The organism is Vibrio sp. 1CM8B, from assembly GCF_023161685.1.
GTDB lineage: Bacteria > Pseudomonadota > Gammaproteobacteria > Enterobacterales > Vibrionaceae > Vibrio > Vibrio coralliirubri.
This window is the reverse complement of the sequence record NZ_JALNTU010000002.1, coordinates 486,211-508,319: the sequence shown is the minus strand read 5'-3', so window position 1 is coordinate 508,319 and position 22,109 is coordinate 486,211. Positions and strand designations below refer to the sequence as shown.

General features: G+C 44.9%; 19 protein-coding genes. 9 read left to right on the top strand and 10 right to left on the bottom strand.

Annotation, left to right across the window (positions count from 1 at the left end; genetic code table 11):
- Positions 1 to 224 precede the first annotated feature (224 nt).
- The gene (gene nadC, locus MSG36_RS05975; protein ID WP_248366703.1) at positions 225 to 1,115 is read right to left on the bottom strand and encodes a carboxylating nicotinate-nucleotide diphosphorylase; all 891 of its coding nucleotides are present in this window, start codon (positions 1,113 to 1,115) and stop codon (positions 225 to 227) included.
- 83 nt (positions 1,116 to 1,198) lie between these two features.
- Here nadC and ampD point away from each other — a divergent pair, with 83 nt between their 5' ends.
- The 5 genes from ampD to lpdA all read left to right on the top strand — a co-directional run bounded on the left by ampD (position 1,199) and on the right by lpdA (position 9,349).
- Positions 1,199 to 1,798, top strand: coding sequence for a 1,6-anhydro-N-acetylmuramyl-L-alanine amidase AmpD (gene ampD, locus MSG36_RS05970; RefSeq protein WP_052878831.1), 600 nt, complete (start codon positions 1,199 to 1,201; stop codon positions 1,796 to 1,798).
- Between the two features lie 483 nt (positions 1,799 to 2,281).
- The gene (gene pdhR, locus MSG36_RS05965) at positions 2,282 to 3,043 is read left to right on the top strand and encodes a pyruvate dehydrogenase complex transcriptional repressor PdhR (RefSeq protein ID WP_009847596.1); all 762 of its coding nucleotides are present in this window, start codon (positions 2,282 to 2,284) and stop codon (positions 3,041 to 3,043) included.
- A 62-nt stretch (positions 3,044 to 3,105) separates the two neighbouring features.
- Entirely contained in the window at positions 3,106 to 5,769 is a 2,664-nt protein-coding gene (aceE, locus tag MSG36_RS05960) for a pyruvate dehydrogenase (acetyl-transferring), homodimeric type (protein WP_017059442.1), read from the top strand.
- A 26-nt stretch (positions 5,770 to 5,795) separates the two neighbouring features.
- Positions 5,796 to 7,676: a pyruvate dehydrogenase complex dihydrolipoyllysine-residue acetyltransferase gene (gene aceF, locus MSG36_RS05955; RefSeq protein WP_248366701.1), complete on the top strand. Its 1,881-nt coding sequence runs from the start codon at positions 5,796 to 5,798 to the stop codon at positions 7,674 to 7,676.
- A gap of 242 nt (positions 7,677 to 7,918) precedes the next feature.
- Positions 7,919 to 9,349, top strand: a complete 1,431-nt coding sequence (lpdA, locus tag MSG36_RS05950; protein ID WP_017059440.1) for a dihydrolipoyl dehydrogenase — start codon at positions 7,919 to 7,921, stop codon at positions 9,347 to 9,349.
- Positions 9,350 to 9,687: 338 nt separating this feature from the next.
- Here lpdA and MSG36_RS05945 read toward each other — a convergent pair whose 3' ends face one another.
- The gene (locus MSG36_RS05945) at positions 9,688 to 10,293 is read right to left on the bottom strand and encodes a LuxR/HapR/OpaR family quorum-sensing transcriptional regulator (RefSeq protein ID WP_019824386.1); all 606 of its coding nucleotides are present in this window, start codon (positions 10,291 to 10,293) and stop codon (positions 9,688 to 9,690) included.
- Between the two features lie 337 nt (positions 10,294 to 10,630).
- On the opposite strand from MSG36_RS05945, the gene hpt reads away from it, so the two are divergent.
- Positions 10,631 to 11,161: a hypoxanthine phosphoribosyltransferase gene (gene hpt, locus MSG36_RS05940; protein ID WP_017059438.1), complete on the top strand. Its 531-nt coding sequence runs from the start codon at positions 10,631 to 10,633 to the stop codon at positions 11,159 to 11,161.
- Positions 11,162 to 11,235: 74 nt separating this feature from the next.
- Here the strand turns inward: hpt and can are convergent, their stop codons facing one another.
- Positions 11,236 to 11,904 carry a carbonate dehydratase gene (can, locus tag MSG36_RS05935; protein WP_017059437.1) on the bottom strand — a complete coding sequence of 223 codons (669 nt, stop codon included), beginning with the start codon at positions 11,902 to 11,904 and terminating at the stop codon, positions 11,236 to 11,238.
- Positions 11,905 to 12,190: 286 nt separating this feature from the next.
- Between can and MSG36_RS05930 the strand changes: the two genes are divergently transcribed.
- The 3 genes from MSG36_RS05930 to MSG36_RS05920 all read left to right on the top strand — a co-directional run bounded on the left by MSG36_RS05930 (position 12,191) and on the right by MSG36_RS05920 (position 15,846).
- Positions 12,191 to 13,822 carry a SulP family inorganic anion transporter gene (locus MSG36_RS05930; RefSeq protein WP_248366750.1) on the top strand — a complete coding sequence of 544 codons (1,632 nt, stop codon included), beginning with the start codon at positions 12,191 to 12,193 and terminating at the stop codon, positions 13,820 to 13,822.
- Between the two features lie 334 nt (positions 13,823 to 14,156).
- Positions 14,157 to 15,074, top strand: a complete 918-nt coding sequence (locus MSG36_RS05925) for an ABC transporter ATP-binding protein (protein ID WP_017059435.1) — start codon at positions 14,157 to 14,159, stop codon at positions 15,072 to 15,074.
- 1 nt (position 15,075) lies between these two features.
- Entirely contained in the window at positions 15,076 to 15,846 is a 771-nt protein-coding gene (locus MSG36_RS05920) for an ABC transporter permease (RefSeq protein WP_010435987.1), read from the top strand.
- Positions 15,847 to 15,952: 106 nt separating this feature from the next.
- Here MSG36_RS05920 and panC read toward each other — a convergent pair whose 3' ends face one another.
- The 7 genes from panC to sfsA all read right to left on the bottom strand — a co-directional run bounded on the left by panC (position 15,953) and on the right by sfsA (position 22,092).
- Positions 15,953 to 16,843: a pantoate--beta-alanine ligase gene (panC, locus tag MSG36_RS05915; protein WP_248366698.1), complete on the bottom strand. Its 891-nt coding sequence runs from the start codon at positions 16,841 to 16,843 to the stop codon at positions 15,953 to 15,955.
- A gap of 8 nt (positions 16,844 to 16,851) precedes the next feature.
- A complete protein-coding gene (panB, locus tag MSG36_RS05910) occupies positions 16,852 to 17,646 on the bottom strand; it encodes a 3-methyl-2-oxobutanoate hydroxymethyltransferase (protein ID WP_248366695.1) in 795 nt (264 codons plus the stop codon).
- Between the two features lie 22 nt (positions 17,647 to 17,668).
- Positions 17,669 to 18,154, bottom strand: a complete 486-nt coding sequence (gene folK, locus MSG36_RS05905; protein WP_248366693.1) for a 2-amino-4-hydroxy-6-hydroxymethyldihydropteridine diphosphokinase — start codon at positions 18,152 to 18,154, stop codon at positions 17,669 to 17,671.
- Entirely contained in the window at positions 18,151 to 19,506 is a 1,356-nt protein-coding gene (gene pcnB / locus MSG36_RS05900; RefSeq protein ID WP_017059432.1) for a polynucleotide adenylyltransferase PcnB, read from the bottom strand. Before pcnB ends, folK begins: the two co-directional genes overlap by 4 nt.
- A gap of 183 nt (positions 19,507 to 19,689) precedes the next feature.
- Positions 19,690 to 20,565: a tRNA glutamyl-Q(34) synthetase GluQRS gene (gene gluQRS / locus MSG36_RS05895; RefSeq protein WP_248366691.1), complete on the bottom strand. Its 876-nt coding sequence runs from the start codon at positions 20,563 to 20,565 to the stop codon at positions 19,690 to 19,692.
- 219 nt (positions 20,566 to 20,784) lie between these two features.
- Entirely contained in the window at positions 20,785 to 21,231 is a 447-nt protein-coding gene (gene dksA, locus MSG36_RS05890; protein ID WP_004738189.1) for an RNA polymerase-binding protein DksA, read from the bottom strand.
- Between the two features lie 135 nt (positions 21,232 to 21,366).
- On the bottom strand, positions 21,367 to 22,092 hold the full coding sequence (sfsA, locus tag MSG36_RS05885; protein WP_048612328.1) for a DNA/RNA nuclease SfsA: 726 nt from the start codon (positions 22,090 to 22,092) through the stop codon (positions 21,367 to 21,369).
- Positions 22,093 to 22,109 lie beyond the last annotated feature (17 nt).

The window sequence follows — 22,109 nt, the reverse complement described above, 5'->3', positions numbered from 1 at the left end:
GTGCAGGCACTGGTTGATGGAAAGAATAGAAGTTGATATGGGGTTGTGGAATGGTGTTCAGGTGCGGTCGCGAGTGGTTTGGTATTTATTGGTGTAGTGTTTCATATAGCGCGCAAATTTATGCGATCAACTTAAATAACTGCTTGATATACTGATAATTCAGGCAATAAAAAAGGCACTGTTATCAACAGTGCCTTTACAGAAATTACTTACTATTCAGTAAATTATGCTTTGAATCTCATTGATAGATCCATTGCTTTTAGGTGTTTAGTAAGCGCGCCTACCGAGATGTAATCAACACCCGTTTCAGCGAACTCAGCGATCGTATCTAGAGTCACGTTACCTGAGTTTTCTAGCGCAGCACGTCCAGCGTTTATTTTAACCGCTTCACGCATCATGTCTGTGGTGAAGTTGTCTAGCATGATGATGTCTGCGCCAGCGCTGATCGCTTGCTCTAGCTCTTCTAGGCTTTCGGTTTCTACTTCTACTGGTTTACCTGGGTTTAGCTCTTTTGCAGTAGAGATAGCCTTCTCAATGCCACCACAAGCGATGATGTGGTTTTCTTTGATTAGGTAAGCATCGAACACACCAATACGGTGATTGAAACCGCCACCACAGGCAACCGCGTATTTAAGTGCACTGCGTAGGCCTGGGATGGTTTTACGCGTATCCAACAGGCGGCATTCAGTGTGTTTGATTTTGTCTGCATAGATAGCCGCAGTAGTCGCACAACCAGATAGCGTTTGAATGAAGTTCATTGCGTTACGCTCACCGGTTAATAGCGCGCGAGCTGGGCCAGTTAGCGTGCAAAGCGTTTGGTTTGGTTCAACTTTGTCGCCATCTTCTACATTCCACTCGATAGTCACTTCACCGCCCAGTTGCTTGAACACTTCATCAGCCCAAGCTTTACCGCAGAACACGCCGTGCTCACGGGTAATAATGGTTGCACTGTTGATTGCGTCAGCAGGGATTAGACTTGCCGTAATATCAGCCGCTGGATCTAACGTACCACCTAGATCTTCTTTGATAGTCTCGGCTACTGCACGAGTGATCTCTAGAGGCAGTTGCTCTTTTAAGTAGTCAAGGCGTTGGTGGCTGTTATGTGTGTTTTTCATCGCAAATCTAATCTTGAAAGGGAGTGGGAATGGAATGATACTCTTGCTTAACTTCAAATTAAAGAGGCTAGCGCGACTGCTCTATGGGCAAGGTCACATCTTATTGTGCTAGCAGAAAAGAAAGTGAGACCAAGATGACGATCAGCTCCAACGGATGGTACGACAACGCTCGGCATGTTCCTTCCCCGTATTTTGATGCTCGACCGAGTACCGACGATATTTCTCTGCTGGTGGTTCACAATATTAGTTTGCCTCCGGGTCAATTTGGTGGGCTTTACATCGAACAGTTTTTTACGGGTAAGTTAGACCCGTCGGAACACCCGTTTTTTAAGGTGATTCACCAAATGGGCGTATCAGCGCACTGTTTGATTCGTCGCGATGGGGAAGTGGTGCAGTTCGTTTCTTTCTTAGACCGAGCTTGGCATGCTGGCCAGTCGAGCTTTGCAGGGCGTGAAAGGTGCAATGACTATTCGATTGGTATTGAACTAGAAGGCAGTGACTTTGTGGCTTACACCGAGCAGCAGTATCAAGCGCTTGCCCAATTAACAGAAACGATCGTATCGACGTTCCCTCAAATCACCAGAGAACGTATCACTGGCCATCAATACATAGCGCCTCTGCGTAAAACTGACCCTGGCTTGGTGTTCGATTGGCAGAAGTTTAAAAAAAATCTCAAAGTTTAAGCCTCCGTTTTTGACGATGGCCTTACCGCTGGTGGGCGTTGAATAGTCAACGCCTGGCATAATGACTTGTGAATTTTTGTTGTTGCGATGTAAAGAAAGTGGTGAAGAGAAGCGCATCAATAAATTGAGAGTGTGACGAACTTATCAAACACTCATTTATTAAAACTTATGAACAGAATTTCCACCCTAAATGTGCGCTTGGTTCGATTTTTAAACAAGTGACGCTAATCTTTCTGAAACAATTCATTTTTATCCTGAAACTTTCTAGCACGAACACTCCCCAAAAGTATTACCTCTGTAAATGGTAAGACCAATTTGGTTGCTGTTTTAAATTTCATTTGTTAAATCATGGTTAATTCACGCTGTATTCTATGATGCAGGTCAATTTTAGGCTGGACAGTGGCGTTTTAATTATGTTAATTTCTGCCCAACTTAAAATTGGTATTACCAATTGTCAGCGAAGAAAAAGAAGAACAACAAACTATGGCTTATCAAAGGATTCGTCAGCCAAAACTCTCCGATGTTATCGAACAAGAGTTAGAAAGGTTGATAGTGGAAGGAACACTGGCTCCAGGGCAGCAGCTGCCGCCTGAGCGCGAACTGGCGAAACAGTTCGATGTGTCTCGTCCTTCAATCCGAGAAGCGATACAACGTTTAGAAGCAAAACGCTTGCTTACTCGCCGTCAAGGTGGAGGTACGTTTGTTAGCGAAAATATCTGGAAAAGCTTTTCAGATCCTTTGCTTAATTTGTTGTCGTCCCATTCTGAAACCCAGCTAGACTTGTTGGAATCGCGTCATGCGATGGAAGGGATTTCGGCTTACTTCGCGGCATTGCGTGGAACTGATGAAGACTTTGCTCGAATTCAAGCATGCCAAGAAAAAATTCGCGGTGCGCAAGATAAGGGTGATATTGAAGCCGAATCTGCAGCAGTGATGGCTTTTCTTATTGCTTTAACAGAGGCAGCGCACAATGTGGTGTTATTGCACATTGTTCGTAGCTTGGCTCCGTTACTCGAACAAAACGTCTTAGAAAATTTAAAGCTGTTGCATCGTCGTAAAGACGTTGTGGAGAAAGTGAGTATACATCGAGCTAACATTGTAGATGCGATCGTTTCAGGACAGCCAGAACAGGCTCGTGAAATGTCACACTCTCATTTAGCTTACATCGAAGAAACATTGATGGATTTGACCAAAGAAGAGTCGCGTCGCGAACGTTCTTTACGTCGAATTCAACAGGGTAAATAGCCGTAATACTTCGGCTATTTACGTGTTTAGTAGAATCCAACTAACAAAAAGGATAGATCGCCATGTCTGACATGAAGCATGACGTTGATGCTCTGGAAACTCAAGATTGGTTAGAAGCTCTTGAGTCAGTAGTACGTGAAGAAGGTGTAGAACGTGCACAGTTTTTACTAGAACAAGTTCTAGATAAAGCGCGTTTAGATGGTGTTGATATGGCTACAGGCATCAACACAAACTACATCAACACAATTCCAGCAGCACAAGAGCCAGCTTACCCTGGTGACGTAACTCTTGAGCGTCGTATTCGTTCGATTATTCGCTGGAACGCAATCATGATCGTATTGCGTGCTTCTAAGAAAGACCTAGACCTTGGTGGTCACATGGCTTCTTACCAGTCAGCAGCAGCGTTCTACGAAGTATGTTTCAACCACTTCTTCCGTGCTCCAAACGAGACAGACGGTGGCGATCTAGTTTACTACCAAGGTCACATCTCTCCTGGTATCTACTCTCGTGCATTCGTTGAAGGTCGTCTAACTGAAGAACAGCTAGATAACTTCCGTCAAGAAGTCGATGGTAAAGGTATCCCTTCTTACCCGCACCCGAAACTGATGCCTGAGTTCTGGCAGTTCCCGACAGTATCTATGGGTCTTGGCCCTATCTCTGCTATCTACCAAGCGCGCTTCCTTAAGTACCTTGACGGCCGTGGCCTGAAAGAAACTTCAGCGCAACGCGTATACGCGTTCCTAGGTGACGGTGAGATGGATGAGCCAGAATCACGTGGTGCTATCTCTTTCGCTGCGCGTGAGAAGCTAGACAACCTGTGTTTCCTAATCAACTGTAACCTACAGCGTCTAGACGGCCCTGTAATGGGTAACGGTAGCATCATCCAAGAACTTGAAGGCCTATTCAAAGGCGCAGGTTGGAACGTTGTTAAAGTTATCTGGGGTAGCAACTGGGATTCTCTACTAGCTAAAGACACTACTGGTAAGCTTCTTCAACTAATGAACGAAACTATCGATGGTGACTACCAAACATTCAAATCTAAAGATGGCGCATACGTACGTGAGCACTTCTTTGGTAAGTACCCAGAAACAGCTGCACTAGTTGCAGACATGACTGATGACGAAATCTTCGCTCTTAAGCGTGGTGGTCACGATTCTTCTAAACTGTTTGCTGCATTCAACAATGCAAAAGAGACAAACGGTAAGCCAACTGTAATCCTAGCTAAGACTGTTAAAGGTTACGGCATGGGTGATGCAGCTGAAGGTAAGAACATTGCACACGGTGTTAAGAAAATGGATATGACTCATGTTCAACACCTACGTGATCGCCTAGGCCTAGAAGACATCCTTTCAGATGAGAAGATCGCTGAACTTCCTTACCTGAAACTGGAAGAAGGTACGCCTGAGTACGAATACATGCACGCTCGTCGTAACGCTCTACACGGTTACACACCTGCACGTCTTCCTAAGTTTACTCAAGAGTTCAAGGTTCCTGAGCTAGACGCATTCGCACCTCTACTAGGTGAGCAGAAGCGTGATATCTCTACAACTATGGCTTATGTACGTACGCTAAACATCCTTCTTAAAGATAAGAACATTGGTAAGAACATCGTTCCTATCATCTGTGATGAAGCTCGTACATTCGGTATGGAAGGTCTATTCCGTCAGGTTGGTATCTACAACCCACACGGTCAAGAATACACACCTGAAGATAAAGGCATCGTTTCTTACTACAAAGAAGCAACGTCTGGTCAAGTTCTTCAAGAAGGTATCAACGAACTAGGTTCTATGGCTTCATGGGTTGCTGCTGCAACGTCATACAGCACAAACGATCTACCGATGATCCCGTTCTACATCTACTACTCAATGTTCGGTTTCCAACGTATTGGTGACATGGCATGGCTAGCAGGCGACCAACAAGCTCGTGGCTTCCTACTAGGTGCTACTGCAGGTCGTACAACACTGAACGGTGAAGGTCTACAGCACGAAGATGGTCACTCGCACATCCAAGCGAACACTATCCCGAACTGTATCTCTTACGACCCAACGTTTGCTTACGAGCTAGCGGTAATCATGCAAGACGGTATCCGTCGCATGTACGGTCCTGAGCAAGAGAACGTTTACTACTACCTAACAGTAATGAACGAGAACTACGCAATGCCAGCAATGCCAGAAGGCGCTGAAGAAGGCATCCGTAAAGGTATCTACAAGCTTGAATCTCACGCTGGTGCTAAGGGCAAAGTTCAACTAATGAGCTCTGGTACTATCATGAACGAAGCGCGTAAAGCAGCTGAAATTCTAAGCGAAGAGTACGGCGTAGCATCTGACGTATTCTCTGTAACGTCGTTCAACGAACTAACTCGTGACGGCCAAGCGGTAGAGCGTGACAACATGCTTCACCCAGAAGCTGAAGAGAAAGTACCGTACATCACGACTGTTCTTGGTAAAGAACCTGCAATCGCAGTGACTGACTACATGAAGAACTACGCTGAGCAAGTACGTGCGTACATGCCAACTGAGTCTTACAAAGTACTTGGTACAGATGGTTTCGGCCGTTCTGACAGCCGTGCAAACCTACGTCGTCACTTCGAAGTTAACGCTGGCTACATCGTAGTTGCAGCTCTAACTGAACTGGCTAAACGTGGTGACATCGAGAAATCTGTAGTTGTTGAAGCAATTGCTAAATTCGATATCGACACTGAAAAAACTAACCCGCAATACGCATAAGACTGGCATTAAGGTAGGTAAATACAATGACAATCGAAATTAATGTACCAGACATCGGTGCTGACGAGGTTGAAGTAACTGAGATTCTTGTAAACGTTGGCGACAAGGTTGAAGAAGAGCAGTCACTGATCACTGTTGAAGGCGACAAAGCTTCAATGGAAGTTCCTGCGTCTCAAGCGGGTATCGTTAAAGAAATCAAAGTAGCGGAAGGCGATTCTGTTTCTACTGGTTCTCTTATCATGATCTTCGAAGCGGAAGGTGCTGCAGCAGCACCGGCTGCTCCAGCAGTTGAAGCGGCGGCACCAGTTGCAGCTGCTCCTGCAGCGGCAGCTGAGCTTAAAGAAGTTCACGTTCCTGACATCGGCGGTGATGAAGTTGAAGTAACTGAAATCATGGTTGCTATCGGTGACGCAGTAGAAGAAGAGCAATCTCTTCTTACTGTTGAAGGTGACAAGGCTTCAATGGAAGTTCCTGCACCATTCGCTGGTATCGTTAAAGAAATCAAGATCGCTTCTGGTGATTCAGTATCGACTGGTTCTCTAGTAATGGTATTTGAAGTAGCGGGTTCAGGCGCTCCAGTTGCAGCAGCTCCTGCTCCAGCGGCGGCACCAGCAGCATCAGCTGAAAAAGAAGTAAACGTTCCTGATATCGGTGGTGACGAAGTAGAAGTTACTGAAATCATGGTAGCGGTTGGCGATACAGTAGAAGAAGAGCAATCTCTAATTACTGTTGAAGGCGACAAAGCTTCAATGGAAGTTCCTGCACCATTCGCTGGTACAGTAAAAGAGATCAAGATTGCAGCTGGCGACAAAGTGTCAACTGGCTCTCTAATCATGACTTTCGTAGTTGAAGGCGCAGCGCCTGCTCCTGTTGCAGCACCTGCACAAGCAGCAGCTCCAGCGGCGGCACCTGCTCCTAAAGCAGAAGCACCTGCAGCGGCTCCAGCAGCAGCAGGCGACTTCCAAGAGAACGGTGACTACGCGCACGCTTCTCCAGTTGTTCGTCGTCTAGCTCGTGAGTTTGGCGTTAACCTTTCTAAGGTTAAAGGTACTGGTCGTAAGAGCCGTATCCTTAAAGAAGACGTTCAGTCTTACGTTAAAGATGCACTTAAGCGTCTAGAGTCTGGTGCAGCGGCATCAGGCAAAGGCGGCGACGGTTCTGCTCTTGGTCTACTACCATGGCCAAAAGTTGACTTCAGCAAATTCGGCGAAACTGAAGTTCAGAAGCTTTCTAAGATTAAGAAGATCTCTGGCGCTAACCTGCACCGTAACTGGGTAATGATCCCTCACGTTACACAGTGGGACAACGCAGACATCACTGAGCTAGAAGCATTCCGTAAAGAACAGAACGCAATCGAAGCGAAGAAAGACACTGGCATGAAGATCACTCCACTTGTGTTCATCATGAAAGCTGTTGCTAAAGCGCTAGAAGCATTCCCAGCGTTTAACTCTTCTCTTTCTGAAGATGGCGAAAGCATCATTCTTAAGAAGTACGTAAACGTGGGTATCGCTGTTGATACACCAAACGGTCTAGTTGTTCCTGTCTTCAAAGACGTGAACAAGAAAGGCATTTACGAGCTATCTGAAGAGCTAATGGCTGTTTCTAAGAAAGCACGTTCTGGTAAGCTAACAGCGGCAGACATGCAAGGCGGTTGTTTCACAATCTCTAGCCTTGGTGGTATTGGCGGTACTGCATTTACTCCAATCGTAAATGCTCCAGAAGTAGGTATCCTAGGTGTATCTAAGTCTGAAATTAAGCCAGTTTGGAATGGTAAAGAGTTCCAACCACGTCTACAGCTTCCACTGTCTCTATCATACGACCACCGTGTGATCGATGGTGCTGAAGGTGCACGCTTCATTACTTTCCTAAACAGCGCACTATCTGACATTCGTCGTCTAGTACTGTAATTGAGAAAGTAATTATTAAGGTGACTTTCGGGTCACCTTAATTCTTTATATAAAGACTATTTTTAGAGAACAGTTTCCTGCATTTCTCATAATCTGATGGGGAATTGTTGTCTAGCTCACAGGCTAACTTAAAGCTACTTTCACACTGTTAACATCTCTGTAAAATGTTTCCTGTTTGAAAGCCCAATAATTTTAAGAACATCTACTCAGCCTGTTAGGGATAATGACTACAAGAGGTCACAATGAGCAAAGAAATTAAAGCCCAAGTTGTTGTACTTGGTTCAGGTCCTGCTGGTTACTCAGCGGCATTCCGTTGTGCGGATTTAGGTCTAGAAACAGTACTAGTTGAACGTTACAGCACTCTTGGTGGTGTATGTCTAAACGTTGGTTGTATTCCATCAAAAGCACTTCTTCACGTTTCTAAAGTAATCGAAGAAGCTAAAGCGATGGCAGAGCACGGCGTTGTATTCGGCGAGCCACAAACGGACATCAACAAGATCCGTATTTGGAAAGAAAAAGTAGTTGATCAACTAACTGGCGGTCTTGGCGGTATGGCTAAGATGCGTAACGTAACTGTTGTTAACGGTTTCGGTAAGTTCACTGGTCCTAACAGCATTCTTGTTGAAGGCGAAGGCGAAGCAACTACGGTTAACTTTGACAACGCAATCATTGCTGCGGGTTCTCGCCCAATCAAACTTCCTTTCATCCCACATGAAGACCCACGTATTTGGGATTCTACGGATGCACTAGAACTAAACGAAGTACCTGAAAAACTGCTTATCATGGGCGGCGGTATCATCGGTCTTGAGATGGGTACGGTTTACCACTCTCTAGGTTCTAAAGTTGAAGTTGTAGAGATGTTCGATCAAGTTATCCCTGCTGCGGATAAAGACATCGTTAAAGTTTTCACTAAGCGCATTAAGAACAAGTTCAAGCTAATGCTTGAAACTAAAGTGACTGCTGTTGAAGCGAAAGAAGACGGTATCTACGTTTCAATGGAAGGCAAAAAAGCACCAGCTGAAGCTGAGCGCTACGATGCTGTTCTTGTTGCTATCGGTCGTGTTCCAAACGGTGCACTTATCGACGCTGAAAAAGCGGGTATCGAAGTTGATGAGCGTGGCTTCATCAATGTTGATAAGCAAATGCGTACTAACGTTCCTCACATCCACGCGATCGGTGACGTTGTTGGTCAACCAATGCTTGCTCACAAAGGTGTGCATGAAGGTCACGTAGCTGCTGAAGTTATCTCTGGTAAGAAGCACTACTTCGATCCTAAAGTAATCCCATCAATTGCGTACACTGAGCCAGAAGTTGCTTGGGTAGGTAAGACTGAGAAAGAAGCGAAAGCTGAAGGCATCAACTACGAAGTTGCTACTTTCCCTTGGGCTGCTTCTGGTCGTGCAATCGCTTCTGACTGTGCAGATGGCGTGACTAAGATGATCTTCGATAAAGATACTCATCGCGTAATCGGTGGTGCTGTTGTTGGTACTAACGGTGGTGAACTTCTTGGCGAAATCGGCCTAGCAATCGAAATGGGTTGTGATGCAGAAGATATCGCACTTACTATCCACGCTCACCCAACTCTACACGAGTCTGTTGGTCTAGCTGCGGAAGTATTCGAAGGTTCAATCACTGACCTTCCAAACAAGAAAGCGGTGAAAAAGAAGAAGTAATTCTTTCTTAGCCACTAGCTAATGTTTTTAAAAGCCGCTGATTCGTCAGCGGTTTTTTTATGCGTCATTATTAGTGAGTCATTTTACTAAAAGAGATCCCCAACTCGCTCGTACCTCGCTCTTGAGGATGACGAAATGAGGTGTTGAACTTTGTGATTGGGTTATTTTTGAATATGAGAGAGTTGCTGCTCACTATTTACGTCATTCCTTAGATTGACGAAGGAGGGAGTAGGGAATCTTTTTCAACCAATATCCATCTATCGGTAACAAAAAAGGATTGACGAAAACGCCAACCCTTTCAATCGCTTTACTCGAATCTCGAATCTCGAATCTCGAATCTACTTATAAATGCACAGCATGTTCAAGTAGCTATCCGTTAAGCTTGAAAGCTCTTCTGGCGTTTCTACACGTTTCGCTTGGATGAATAGCGAGTAGCAAATGCCGTGGAATAGATTCGCTAGATGTTTAGGGTCGTGATCGTCACAGACTTCGCCACGTTCAATCGCTTTGCTAAACATGTTTTGTACTAACATTTGGTTAGTGCGGTTCGTTGTTACGAATAGCGGCCATACTTCATCACGAGTCGAAGCGCTCCATTCGAACCATACATTTAACCAATGGCTATCTTGAGCCACTAACGTCACCATTTCAGTCGCAATATTATGTAGGTTTTGTTTTGCGTGAATATCCAGATCGATATTGTCTGAAAGGAAGTTAGAGAATTGGCGTACAACGTGATTTAGTACTTCATCAACCAGATCTTCACGGGTAGGGAAGTAATTAAATACAGTTGCGACAGACACCTGAGCGATGTCTGCAATATCAGCGTGTCCACCACGACCGATACCGCGGCGAGAGAATACCTCAAGAGCGATTTCCATCAATTGAAGTTTTCTTTTTAAAGGTGAAAGCCTAGTTCTAGGTCTCTTAGATATTGAGTCCATTTTATTTTCCTTGCCAACGAAATTTTTATATTAATGATTTTATTATTATTTAAGCCAAGATGAGTGTAATGGTGCATATGCGAATGGTCAATCCTTTCAGCTTATTTTATAGACAGTTACATCAAACTTGATACATAAAGCGTGATCAGCATTGATGTGAAAGGAGACGAGTATTGGATAAGGCACCAGCGCACATTTCGTTGAGAATCTGACAGTAAATTCGAACCATAAGGTGGTGTGGGTATTTGAGCAGTGCTAGACTTACGCACAAAATTGAGCGACACAACTGACGAAACTGTCAACATTCGTCGCAATCACCAAATAGAATGAGAGCAGTATGAAGCATACAGTTGAAGTCATGATCTCTGAGCAAGAAGTTCAGGATCGAGTGAACGAACTAGGCAAACAGATCACGGAACACTACAACGGTAGTGAAGATCTAGTTTTAGTTGGCTTATTGCGTGGATCTTTTGTCTTTATGGCAGATCTTGCTCGTGCTATCGATTTAACTCACCAAGTTGATTTCATGACCGCGTCTAGCTACGGCAACGGCATGGAAAGCTCACGTGATGTTCGTATTTTGAAAGACCTTGATGATGATATCCAAGGTAAAGACGTTCTACTTGTAGAAGATATTATCGATACAGGTAACACGCTGACTAAAGTAAAAGAGATTCTGAGCCTACGTGGTCCTAAGTCTATCGAAATTTGTACGCTATTAGACAAGCCTTCTCGCCGTGAAGTGACTGTCGATACAAAATGGATTGGTTTTGAAATCCCAGACGAGTTTGTTGTAGGTGTTGGTATCGACTACGCACAAAAATATCGTCACCTACCGTACATCGGTAAGGTAGTACCTCAAGAGTAATCATTACGCTTGTGGTTTAGAAGTCATTAAAAAGCCCGCTTGACGCGGGCTTTTTGTATATATGACGGAATGGGTTAGCTTTGTTGACTAAGAAGAGGCGTCGTTAAGATCTTGTTTAATGCATCTAAGTGACTGTTCTCTAAAGTATCGTTACTTGAGCAACGTACGCCAAGGTCCTGTAGCTTGCCATCGCCAATACCATAAACCACACCATGGATTTCAACGTCTTGGCCACGCTCCCACGCATTTTGCATAATGGTTGAGTTACCTAGGTTATAAACCTGTTCTGCGACGTTAATTTCGCATAACTTGTCACCCCATTGCTCACGAGGAAGCCCCTCGATTTGCTTACGGTATTTTAGGTAATTGTCACGGATGTGAAGTAACCAGTTGTTGATAAGACCAAGTTTAGGGTTATCAATCGCCGCATTAACACCGCCACAGCCGTAGTGGCCACAGACAATGATGTGTTTAACTTTGAGTACATCGACGGCGTACTGTACCACTGAGAGGCAGTTTAGGTCGGTATGAACCACTTGGTTTGCCACATTTCGGTGAACAAACAGTTCGCCAGAATACAAACCAGTGAGACGCTCGGCCGGAACACGGCTATCTGAGCAGCCAATCCATAGAAAACCAGGGCTTTGACCCTCTTCAAGCGTTGTAAAATACTCAGGTCGTTGAGATCGAATTTCTTCTGACCATTTAGAGTTGTTTTCAAAAAGCTGTTTAATCTCTGGCATTTTGCGTCTTACATCCCTTAATTAAGAATCTCAACTATACACAATGTTACAAATTCAATCTCGTAAAAACTGTGTCAAATAGTACTCATCTGACGTGTACTCGTCGTTAAAATCATTAACTTAGCGTAGAAGCTATGATCCGGTTATAAGACATGAATAATGTGATTGAATTAACACTTTCTGAACACTTGATACATTTGTTAAAGTGATAAGGTTTGTCATTTCATCATCAGGAAGGTGTGTTTTGTTTGGAAGTCGTTTTACGGATATCAATCTCAAAGGGGATATGTTTGGCGGTGTGACTACAGCCATCATCTCATTACCTTTAGCGTTGGCATTTGGTGTTGCTTCTGGTGCGGGCGCGGAAGCTGGCCTCTGGGGTGCCATCATGGTTGGCCTATTTGCGGCATTGTTTGGTGGATCGAGCAGCCTGATCTCTGAACCGACCGGCCCGATGACGGTGATCATGACAGCCGTAATGACCAGCATGGTCGCGAAGTATCCTGAAACCGGCATGGCAATGACCTTCACAGTCGTGATGATGGCAGGTGCTTTTCAGATATTACTCGGTACATTAAAGCTCGGAAAATACGTGACTTTGATGCCATATAGCGTGATCTCCGGATTTATGTCGGGTATTGGCGTTATTCTAATTATTTTGCAGTTATCCCCTTTATTAGGACACGCCGCACCTTCTGGTGGGGTGATGGGCACGCTCTCTGCGCTTCCAGATACGTTGGCTAATCTTAAAATCAGCGAGCTGTTTTTAGGAGCATTGACGCTCGGTATTCTTTTCGGTTTTCCAGCCAACTATCGTAAGTATGTTCCTGCTCAACTGGTCGCTTTGGTTGCTGTGACACTCTTGTCCGTCATTATTTTTGATACCGACTCTATTCGCCGTATTGGTGAAATCCCAGCTGGTTTGCCTACTCTCGTTATCCCTACGATCAGCGCTGAACAGTTAACTACTATGGTTATTGATGCCTTGGTGCTTGGTACATTAGGTTGTATTGATACGCTTTTGACCGCGGTTATCGGAGATTCATTGACTCGTAAAGAGCATGACTCAGACAAAGAACTTCGCGGCCAAGGCATTGCCAATATGATCTCTGGCCTGTTTGGTGCGCTACCTGGCGCGGGCGCCACTATGGGTACCGTAACGAATATTCAGGTGGGAGCGCGTTCTCCGCTTTCAGGTGTTATTCGAGCTTTAGTACTTGCGCTAGTGGTATTGGTTGCAGGTGGCTTAACAGAACCTATTCCTATGGCAGTGCTGGCTGGTATCGCGATGTATGTTGGTTTCAATATCCTAGATTGGAGTTTTATCCAGCGCGCGCACAAGGTTAGCTATGCCGGCATGGGCGTGATGTACGGCGTGATGCTACTGACTGTATTCGTTGACTTGATTATTGCCGTTGGACTGGGCGTGTTTATCTCGAACATTCTGATTATTGAAAGATTGAGCCGAGAGCAAGCCAGACAAGTTAAGTCGATCAGTGATGGTGATGATGAAGACGATATCCCATTGACCGATAGCGAACGTCAGTTACTCGATAGTGCCAATGGTAAAGTGTTGTTCTTCTATCTATCTGGGCCGATGATATTCAGTGTCTCAAAGGCGATCTCACGTCAACACTCAAGTATTTCTGACTATGAAGCGATGATTCTAGACCTGACAGATGTCCCTATGATTGATGTCACTGTTGGTCTTGCGCTAGAGAATGCGATTAAAGATGCATTGGATGCGCAGTGTGAGGTGTATCTACTGTGTCCTAATGAGAATACTCGTCAGCAACTGGAGAAGTTCCACGTGATTGACCTAGTGCCGGAATCCAATACTTATCGATTCAGATATGAAGCCCTGACGGCAGCAACAAGCTATGTCGATAGAGATGAGCATCAATTTGAGTCAGTTTAATTTTCAGTAATAATCGGATATGAATAATCTAGTATGAATAAGCTATAGACGCTCACTTCAAGACTGATCATTAATGCCGTTAAGTGAATCACTTAGCGGCATTTTTATATTTACTGAACATTGATTTAGTCTTCAGGGAGCCAAGACGCTTATTTGTTTTCGAAAGAAACTCTCACACGATATTTGTATTAATCGTCAATCAACGATAAACTTGTTTGCAAAATGGCCGAGTAAACAAGTTTGGGTTAGTTTTCTGCTAGCTCGTTTAAGCATTATTCTCTTCCTCAAGCTCGGTCGTCTACATCTTATCTATAGCAAATGGCAGTCTATCTCTATGTATGCATTAGAAATTGAGCAATTAAGAAAAACTTATGCTGGGGGCTTCGAGGCTCTTAAGGGCGTTAGTTTACAAGTAGAAAAAGGCGACTTTTACGCACTACTTGGTCCCAATGGTGCGGGTAAATCAACCACCATTGGTGTTATCTCTTCACTGGTAAATAAAACGTCAGGCAAGGTTAAAGTGTTCGGTTACGACATTGATACCGATCTGGAATTGGCGAAGCAGAACTTAGGCCTTGTGCCTCAAGAGTTTAACTTTAACCCGTTCGAAACCGTTGAACAGATCGTGCTGCAACAAGCGGGTTATTACGGCGTGCCAAAAGCATTAGCGAAAGAGCGAGCGAAAAAGTACCTATCTCAACTCGATTTGTGGGAAAAGCGTGGCGAACGTGCGCGTAACTTGTCTGGTGGTATGAAGCGTCGTTTGATGATCGCGCGTGCATTGATGCATGAACCTCATTTGTTGATCCTTGATGAACCGACAGCAGGCGTTGATATTGAACTACGTCGTTCAATGTGGGAATTCCTAAAAGAGATCAATGAGAAGCAGGGCATTACCATTATCTTGACCACGCACTACCTAGAAGAAGCAGAAATGCTGTGTCGCAACATTGGTATCATCAATCGCGGTGAACTGATTGAGAACACAACAATGAAAGCGCTGTTGGGTAAATTGAGTGCTGAGACCTTTATTCTGGATCTGGAAGAGGGCACGACTGAACCTAAGCTTGAAGGCGTGAATAGCCAAGTGATGGTCAATGGCTCGCTAGAAATTGAAATCGACAAGAACCTAGGTTTGAATACCATCTTTGCTCAATTGAGCGAGCAACAGGTTAAAGTCCTCTCTATGCGTAACAAAGCAAACCGTCTAGAAGAGCTATTTGTGAGTATCGTCCGTGAGGGGAGTAAATAATATGTACAGCCTATATTGGACAGCTTTCTGCAGTTTGTTGACCAAAGAGATCAATCGCTTTACTCGTATCTGGGTGCAAACTCTGGTGCCGCCAGCGATTACCATGACGCTTTACTTCATCATTTTCGGTAACCTGATTGGTGCGCGTATTGGTGAAATGAACGGCTTTAGCTACATGGAATACATTGTTCCCGGTCTGATCATGATGTCGGTGATCACCAACTCATACTCCAACGTTGCTTCATCGTTCTTTAGTGCTAAATTCCAAAAGAACATTGAAGAGTTACTTGTAGCCCCCGTTCCTAATTACGTGATTATCGCAGGTTTCGTAATGGGCGGCGTGGTTCGTGGCTTGTTAGTGGGCACTATCGTAACCTTCGTGTCGTTGTTCTTTGTCGACTTACAAGTTGACCATTGGGGCGTGATCATTGCGACGGTATTTTTAACATCAGTTGTGTTCGCTCTGGGTGGCTTGATTAACGCGGTATTCGCACGCACGTTTGATGATATCTCTATTATCCCAACCTTTATCTTAACGCCGCTGACTTACCTTGGTGGTGTGTTCTACTCGATCAGTCTATTGCCTGAATTCTGGCAAGGTGTATCGAAGTTGAACCCTATCGTGTACATGGTTAACGCGTTCAGATATGGCTTCTTGGGTGTGTCTGATGTGGGTATCGTGACGTCGTTTGGCGTACTAGGTGTGTTTATCGTGCTGTTGTATGGCATTGCACACTACTTAGTGACAAAGGGTATCGGCTTACGTAGCTAACCTTTGGTTCATCTAAGTAACAGGTAAAGAAAAAGGTCGATATAACATCGACCTTTTTTATGTTTTGCGTTTGGTGTTTTTGTTTTGCGTTAAGAGTAGAAGCCGACTATTCAGTCGCTTCTTCTTTCACTTCTTCTTTGGTTTCCGTTACCAAATCGAGAACTTGGTTATCGATAAGACGCGTCTTACCTAGGAAAGCCGACATTAGAATCACTGCTTGAGTTGATTCTGAAGTGATTGCTTGCAGTGTTTTCGCATCGCAGATGAAGATCTCGTCAGGTTGAAGATCTGCAGCGCGTAGCTGGTCAGTTGCATCTTCAATCACTGAGGCGTAATCATCGCGGCCACCACGAATAGCGCTGCTGATCCAACGCATAGTGCGCGCTAGAACGGGCGCTCGTTGGCGCTCGTCAATCGTTAGGTTGCTATTGCGAGAGCTCATTGCCAAACCATCCATTTCACGAACGGTCGCAACGCCGACAACTTCAATGTCTAACGCTAAATCAGTGGTCATCTGGCGAATAACAGCAAGTTGTTGAAAGTCTTTCTCGCCGAAGCATGCAAAGTCTGGCTGAACGATATTAAACAGTTTAGTGACAATGGTTGATACACCACGGAAGTGACCTGGACGAGAGGCACCTTCAAGCATGTGAGATATGCCAGGGACCTCAACAAACGTCTGCTTGTCTAATCCATCTGGGTACATCACCTCTGGCGTTGGTGTAAATACTAGCTCAACACCTTCACCTGTTAGCTTGCTTAAATCTGCTTCTAACGTGCGAGGGTAGTTGTTTAGGTCGTCGGCACGTTCAAACTGCATTGGGTTTACAAAGATGCTTACCACAACGATGTCGGCCAGTTCACGAGCTTTCTTTACCAGAGTCAGGTGGCCTTCATGCAGGTTTCCCATTGTCGGTACAAAAGCAACCGTACGTCCATCACGCTTAAACTGTTTAATCTGCTCACGAAGAGCCGCTATTTCAGCAAAAGTTTGCATACTTACTCCTAAGCGATTGTATGAGCTTCATCAGGGAAGCGCGCGCTCTCTACTTCTTCTTTGTATAGAGCTACTGCTTTACGCATATCACCTGTTTCTGCTAGGAAATTCTTAGAGAACTTCGGCATGTAGTTCGCAGAAATACCGAACATGTCATGCATAACCAAGATCTGACCATCGGTAACATTACCTGCGCCGATACCGATAACCGGTACGTCACAAGCTTCTGTAATTCGTTTTGCCAATGAAGCTGGCACACATTCAAGTAGAACGATTTGAGCGCCTGCGTTTTGCAGTGCTAACGCGTCAGCAACCATTTTGTCGGCTTGCTCGTCGTCACGACCTTGAATCTTGTAACCACCAAAAATGTTCACAGACTGGGGCGTTAAGCCTAAGTGTGCACATACTGGTACTGCACGTTCTGTTAGCATCTTCACAGTATCAACCAACCAGCTTCCGCCTTCGATTTTTACCATGTTCGCACCAGCACGCATCAAAATCGCTGCGCTCTCACAAGCTTGTTCTGGCGTTGCGTAGCTCATGAAAGGCATGTCAGCCATAAGAAGACAATTTGGGCTACCAGCACGCACTGAGCGAGTATGGTAAGCAATGTCTTCAACGGTTACTGGTAATGTATCGTTATGGCCTTGTAAAACCATACCCAGTGAATCACCGACAAGCAGAACTGGCATTTCTTGGCTTTCGAATAATTGAGCAAAGCTCGCATCATAAGCTGTCGAAGTCGCGAATTTACGGCCTTCAAGTTTGCATTTGATCAGGTCGTTAATGGTTACTTTTTTCATTGGTTTTCCTTAATGCGCTTGGCTATTGTTGCCAAACATTGAGCCCGTTCTTATCTACTATTTTCAGCAGTTTTGTCAGCTCAGTCCCATCAGGGAGTTGTAAACTTGGTGCGATTTCAGCAAGCGGGTAGAGTACAAACTCTCGTTCTTTCATTCCATAATGAGGAACGATTAAGCGCTCTGAATCGATCACCTCATTGCCGTATAGCACAATGTCGAGATCCAAGGTTCTTGGTCCCCAACGTTCATCTTTACGGACGCGCCCTTGCTCTAGTTCGATCTTTTGAGTGCAATCAAGTAGTTCAATTGGCGTTAATTCGGTTTGGATAGCGACTACCGCGTTGATGTAGTCTGGTTGATTTTGCGGTCCCATTGGAGTGCTACTATATAGCTGAGAGGTCGCAATAAACGTTGATCGCGGTAGGCTTTTTAGCGTTTCGATAGCCAAATTTGCTTGGCTAACTGGGTCGGCAAGGTTGCTGCCGACCGCAATGTAAGCAGTTATCATTCTGATTGCTTACTCTTTTTGTTTCGGTAAGTCTTACGGCGACGATGGCCTGACTTTGATGGTGCTGCAACGTCGTTAGCCATTGCTTGACGCATGTTGCGACCTGCCGTCTGATAACGCTCCCACCATTTTGCTAACTCTTTGGTTTCGCCACCTTCAATCTCACCACGCATTTCTAGGAAATCGTAGCCTGCACGGAACTTGTTGAGCTCCATTAGACGAACAGCGCGTTTACCGTTACGGCGAGGCAGTCGAAGTTGCAGTTGCCAAACTTCGCGAATGGTGGCGGTATGACGGCGAGGAATAGCAATAGACTTTACTTGCTGATCAAGAATGATGTTACTCGCTTCCATGATCGCATCGTAGTGTGCCATACCCTGTTCTGCGACAAGTTTGTCTGCCAGTTTGTTCATTGGGTACCAAAGCATCGCTGCGAACATGAATGCTGGATTTACTCGCTTACCATCTTCGATGCGAAGGTCGGTTGAATCGAGAACCAAATCAAGCATCTGCTCTGTGTGAGAGTCATAATCTTCGGTGAAGTGCTCAGCCACGGCTGGGAACATCTGTTGGAACAGGTTGTACTCGCGCATCAGGTGGTAGGTTTCTAAACCGTGACCTGATTGCAGCAGTTTTAGAGACTCTTCGTAAAGGCGCGCTGCTGGGATGTCTCTTAGAAGGTGCGCTAACTCTTCAATCGGGTCAGCCGTGTCTTCTTCGATGTCGAAATCCAGTTTAGCGGCGAAGCGCATTGCACGTAGCATACGTACTGGGTCTTCGCGGTAACGCGTTTCTGGATCGCCAATCAGGCGGATCAGTTTATCTTCTAAATCTTCTACACCACCCGCGTAATCGTGGATGCTGTAGTCTGCAATGTTGTAGTACATCGCGTTGATTGTGAAATCACGACGTTCTGCATCTTCATCAACACTGCCGTACACGTTATCGCGCAGTAGCATGCCTTCTTTCGATTGTGCAGAAACATTTTTCGATGGTTCTTGGTGGTGACCACGGAAAGTTGCTACTTCAATGATGTCACGACCAAACATGATATGTGCCAAGCGGAAACGGCGACCGATAAGGCGACAGTTTCTGAAGAGGTGTTTGATTTGCTCTGGCGTTGCGTTGGTCGCAATATCAAAATCTTTTGGCTGAGAGCCTAATAAGATATCGCGCACACCACCACCGACTAAAAATGCGTCAAAACCCGCACCATTCAGGCGATATAGCACTTTTAGTGCGTTGTCGCTGATCTGCTTGCGTGAAATATTGTGCTCTTGACGAGTATAAATATTCAGAGCTAATTCGTGGAATCCGCGTTGTTCGCTTGGGGTATTGTCGTTTGTATTCATTAGTTTAGAACAAAGTAGGTATCGCCAACTTTGTTTTTCTCTTAGTCCAAAGTGGTAGTGCAGAGTTTAATTGCGGCTAATAATAGCTTAGCGCGAGCCATTTGAGAACATCGTCTGCTTAACCACAGTGGTTGGTTATGGCATTTTTATGTGTCGTTTTTGCTATTTGCCGTGAGTTTCGAGCTAATTACAGTGCTCTTTTTGTAAACTATCAGGTAACTGACTGACGTTCCATTGTTGGCAGCCCCACAATAAAATCTCATCCATTGAAGCCTCATAAAGGGCCGTCGGGATATCAAAACCTAAGAATCGCATCGCGTTGAGTAACGTTGGTTTTGGGTTATCGAGATCTATCGCGGTGGCATGGTTCTGTTTTGACAGTTTATTCCCCAAGCCATCGGTTGCCAATGGTAAGTGCAAGTAGCTCACTGTTTTTTGTTTGAGCGTCTTATACAAACTGATTTGTCGACCTGTTGGTTCTATCAGGTCGGCGCCTCTTACGACTTCTGTTACTCCTTGTTCGATGTCATCAAGGACAACGGCCAAGTTATAGGCAAACAATCCATCTCTGCGTTTAATAATAAAATCTTCTGCAGCTAATGCTTTAGGGATTTGAATGGTGCCGTGGCGAACATCATCAAAGGACTCTACTGGAAAGTCCATGCACAAGCGCACCGCCTGTTCACCTGAGTCGATTAGGCCTGCCTCTCGACAATGACCATTGTAAAAGCCCCCCCAAGCCTTTATCTGCTTGCGGGTGCATTGGCAGTAGTAGGCTTGATTGTCAGCAACCCATTGAGCGATTTGAGCTTGATACAAGTCATGACGCTGGCTTTGATAGACGACTTCACCATCCCAAAATAGATGGTAAGCCTCAAGCGTCTTAAGAATGAGGTCTGCAGCGCCGGCCATTTCTCTTGGCGGGTCGAGGTCTTCCATACGAACTAACCATTTTCCTTGGTTAGATTTCGCTTGAAAGTAGCTACCAAGAGCAGCAACAAGTGAGCCAAAATGAAGAGGACCTGACGGTGATGGTGCAAAGCGCCCGATATAATTCATGAGTGAACAACCTAATCTAAATGGTACCGCAGTAGCCGATTCTTAAGACGTTTAACAAGAGCTTTAATGCGTAGAACTAAGCTTCAATCTATAGAAAAAAGGTTTGATGCATAGAACTAAGGCTTAAAGCTGCTATTTACTATCAAGCGTGTGAAATACTTCGCTTGGATAACAAACAAAAAAGGGAGCCAAGGCTCCCTTTCTTTACATCTGCAAGAATTAACCTTGCATCTGTTTCTCTTTGATCTCTGCAAGTGTTTTACAGTCAATACAAAGATCAGCAGTTGGACGAGCTTCAAGGCGACGAATGCCAATCTCGATACCGCAAGAATCACAGAAGCCGAAATCGTCTTCTTCGATCTTGTCTAATGTCTTCTCAATTTTTTTGATAAGACGACGCTCACGGTCACGGTTACGTAACTCTAGGCTGAATTCTTCTTCTTGAGAAGCACGGTCAACTGGGTCTGGGAAATTCGCTGCTTCGTCCTGCATGTGGTGCACAGTACGATCAACTTCTTCCCTGAGCTGGTTGCGCCAAGCTGCTAAAATTTTTGTAAAATGTTCCGTTTGCTCAGGTGACATGTACTCTTCACCTGGCTTCTCTTGGTACGGTTCAACACCTGCGATGGCTAGGATGCCTAGCGCTTTTTTCTTAGATTCTGGCATACAGCATCTCCTATTTACACCTAGTCAACTGCAAAGCAGCTAATTTTAAGGCGGGTATCTATAGCAGAAAGAACGAATGGTGGCAAATACTCTTATTCAAACTTGCAATCAATGTGATTAGTTCAACATCTTTGCTTAGCTATTGATAAATTCAACAGCTTGTTTTAGTTGTATTTGAGTACTGCTGAGCTCTGCTTTATAGCAAAGCACTTCAACTCCAGCGTCTTGTGCTTGTTTTAGTAATAACGAATATTTGGCGTCTATATGGTGTGCCGCAGACACTTTTTCAATACCTGAATGTAAAACAGTGAATAAAAGTACGGCTCTATTTCCAGATTCGACCATTTCTGTGAGTTCACGCAGATGTTTTTGGCCTCTGGTTGTGACCGCATCAGGGAAAAAACCTTGCCCTTTAGTTGACGTTTCTAGCTCGTCGAGCAAAGTGACGCTTTTCACTTCGATATAGCAAGGCGGCTTTTCGTTATCTTCAAGCAGAATATCAATGCGACTATTCTCACTGCCATATTTCACTTCGGTTCGTAACGCGTTATAACCTAAGAGTTCAACTATAGTCCCATTTTCAATTGCTTCCACTGCTAGCTGGTTTGCCCGCGCAGTATTTACACAAATACGATGACCTTTGTCTGTTTCTGAGATCTCCCAGCTGTTTGGGTACTTTCTTTTTGCATTATCGGAGGTTGAGTACCACACCGTATTGCCAGGAGTCGCACATCCTGTCATCGCTCCAGTGTTAGCGCAGTGAATAGTACGCTCGCTACCGTCTGGAAGTTGGATGTCAGTGAGGAAACGTTTATAGCGTTTAATAAGAGTCGCTGGCTCTAATGGCGGATTGAAGTGCATATTACTTATTTAGACAG

Bases quoted from the DNA above. Each gene is read 5' to 3' on its own strand.
- aceF (WP_248366701.1), top strand. From the start codon at position 5,796: ATGACAATCGAAATTAATGTACCAGACATCGGTGCTGACGAGGTTGAA.
- ampD (WP_052878831.1), top strand. From the start codon at position 1,199: ATGGGCAAGGTCACATCTTATTGTGCTAGCAGAAAAGAAAGTGAGACC.
- can (WP_017059437.1), bottom strand. From the start codon at position 11,904: ATGCCAGAGATTAAACAGCTTTTTGAAAACAACTCTAAATGGTCAGAA.
- panC (WP_248366698.1), bottom strand. From the start codon at position 16,843: ATGCAAACTTTTGCTGAAATAGCGGCTCTTCGTGAGCAGATTAAACAG.
- dksA (WP_004738189.1), bottom strand. From the start codon at position 21,231: ATGCCAGAATCTAAGAAAAAAGCGCTAGGCATCCTAGCCATCGCAGGT.
- MSG36_RS05945 (WP_019824386.1), bottom strand. From the start codon at position 10,293: ATGGACTCAATATCTAAGAGACCTAGAACTAGGCTTTCACCTTTAAAA.
- panB (WP_248366695.1), bottom strand. From the start codon at position 17,646: ATGAAAAAAGTAACCATTAACGACCTGATCAAATGCAAACTTGAAGGC.
- sfsA (WP_048612328.1), bottom strand. From the start codon at position 22,092: ATGCACTTCAATCCGCCATTAGAGCCAGCGACTCTTATTAAACGCTAT.
- pdhR (WP_009847596.1), top strand. From the start codon at position 2,282: ATGGCTTATCAAAGGATTCGTCAGCCAAAACTCTCCGATGTTATCGAA.
- gluQRS (WP_248366691.1), bottom strand. From the start codon at position 20,565: ATGAATTATATCGGGCGCTTTGCACCATCACCGTCAGGTCCTCTTCAT.
- aceE (WP_017059442.1), top strand. From the start codon at position 3,106: ATGTCTGACATGAAGCATGACGTTGATGCTCTGGAAACTCAAGATTGG.
- MSG36_RS05930 (WP_248366750.1), top strand. From the start codon at position 12,191: ATGTTTGGCGGTGTGACTACAGCCATCATCTCATTACCTTTAGCGTTG.
- lpdA (WP_017059440.1), top strand. From the start codon at position 7,919: ATGAGCAAAGAAATTAAAGCCCAAGTTGTTGTACTTGGTTCAGGTCCT.
- MSG36_RS05920 (WP_010435987.1), top strand. From the start codon at position 15,076: ATGTACAGCCTATATTGGACAGCTTTCTGCAGTTTGTTGACCAAAGAG.
- folK (WP_248366693.1), bottom strand. From the start codon at position 18,154: ATGATAACTGCTTACATTGCGGTCGGCAGCAACCTTGCCGACCCAGTT.
- hpt (WP_017059438.1), top strand. From the start codon at position 10,631: ATGAAGCATACAGTTGAAGTCATGATCTCTGAGCAAGAAGTTCAGGAT.
- pcnB (WP_017059432.1), bottom strand. From the start codon at position 19,506: ATGAATACAAACGACAATACCCCAAGCGAACAACGCGGATTCCACGAA.
- nadC (WP_248366703.1), bottom strand. From the start codon at position 1,115: ATGAAAAACACACATAACAGCCACCAACGCCTTGACTACTTAAAAGAG.
- MSG36_RS05925 (WP_017059435.1), top strand. From the start codon at position 14,157: ATGTATGCATTAGAAATTGAGCAATTAAGAAAAACTTATGCTGGGGGC.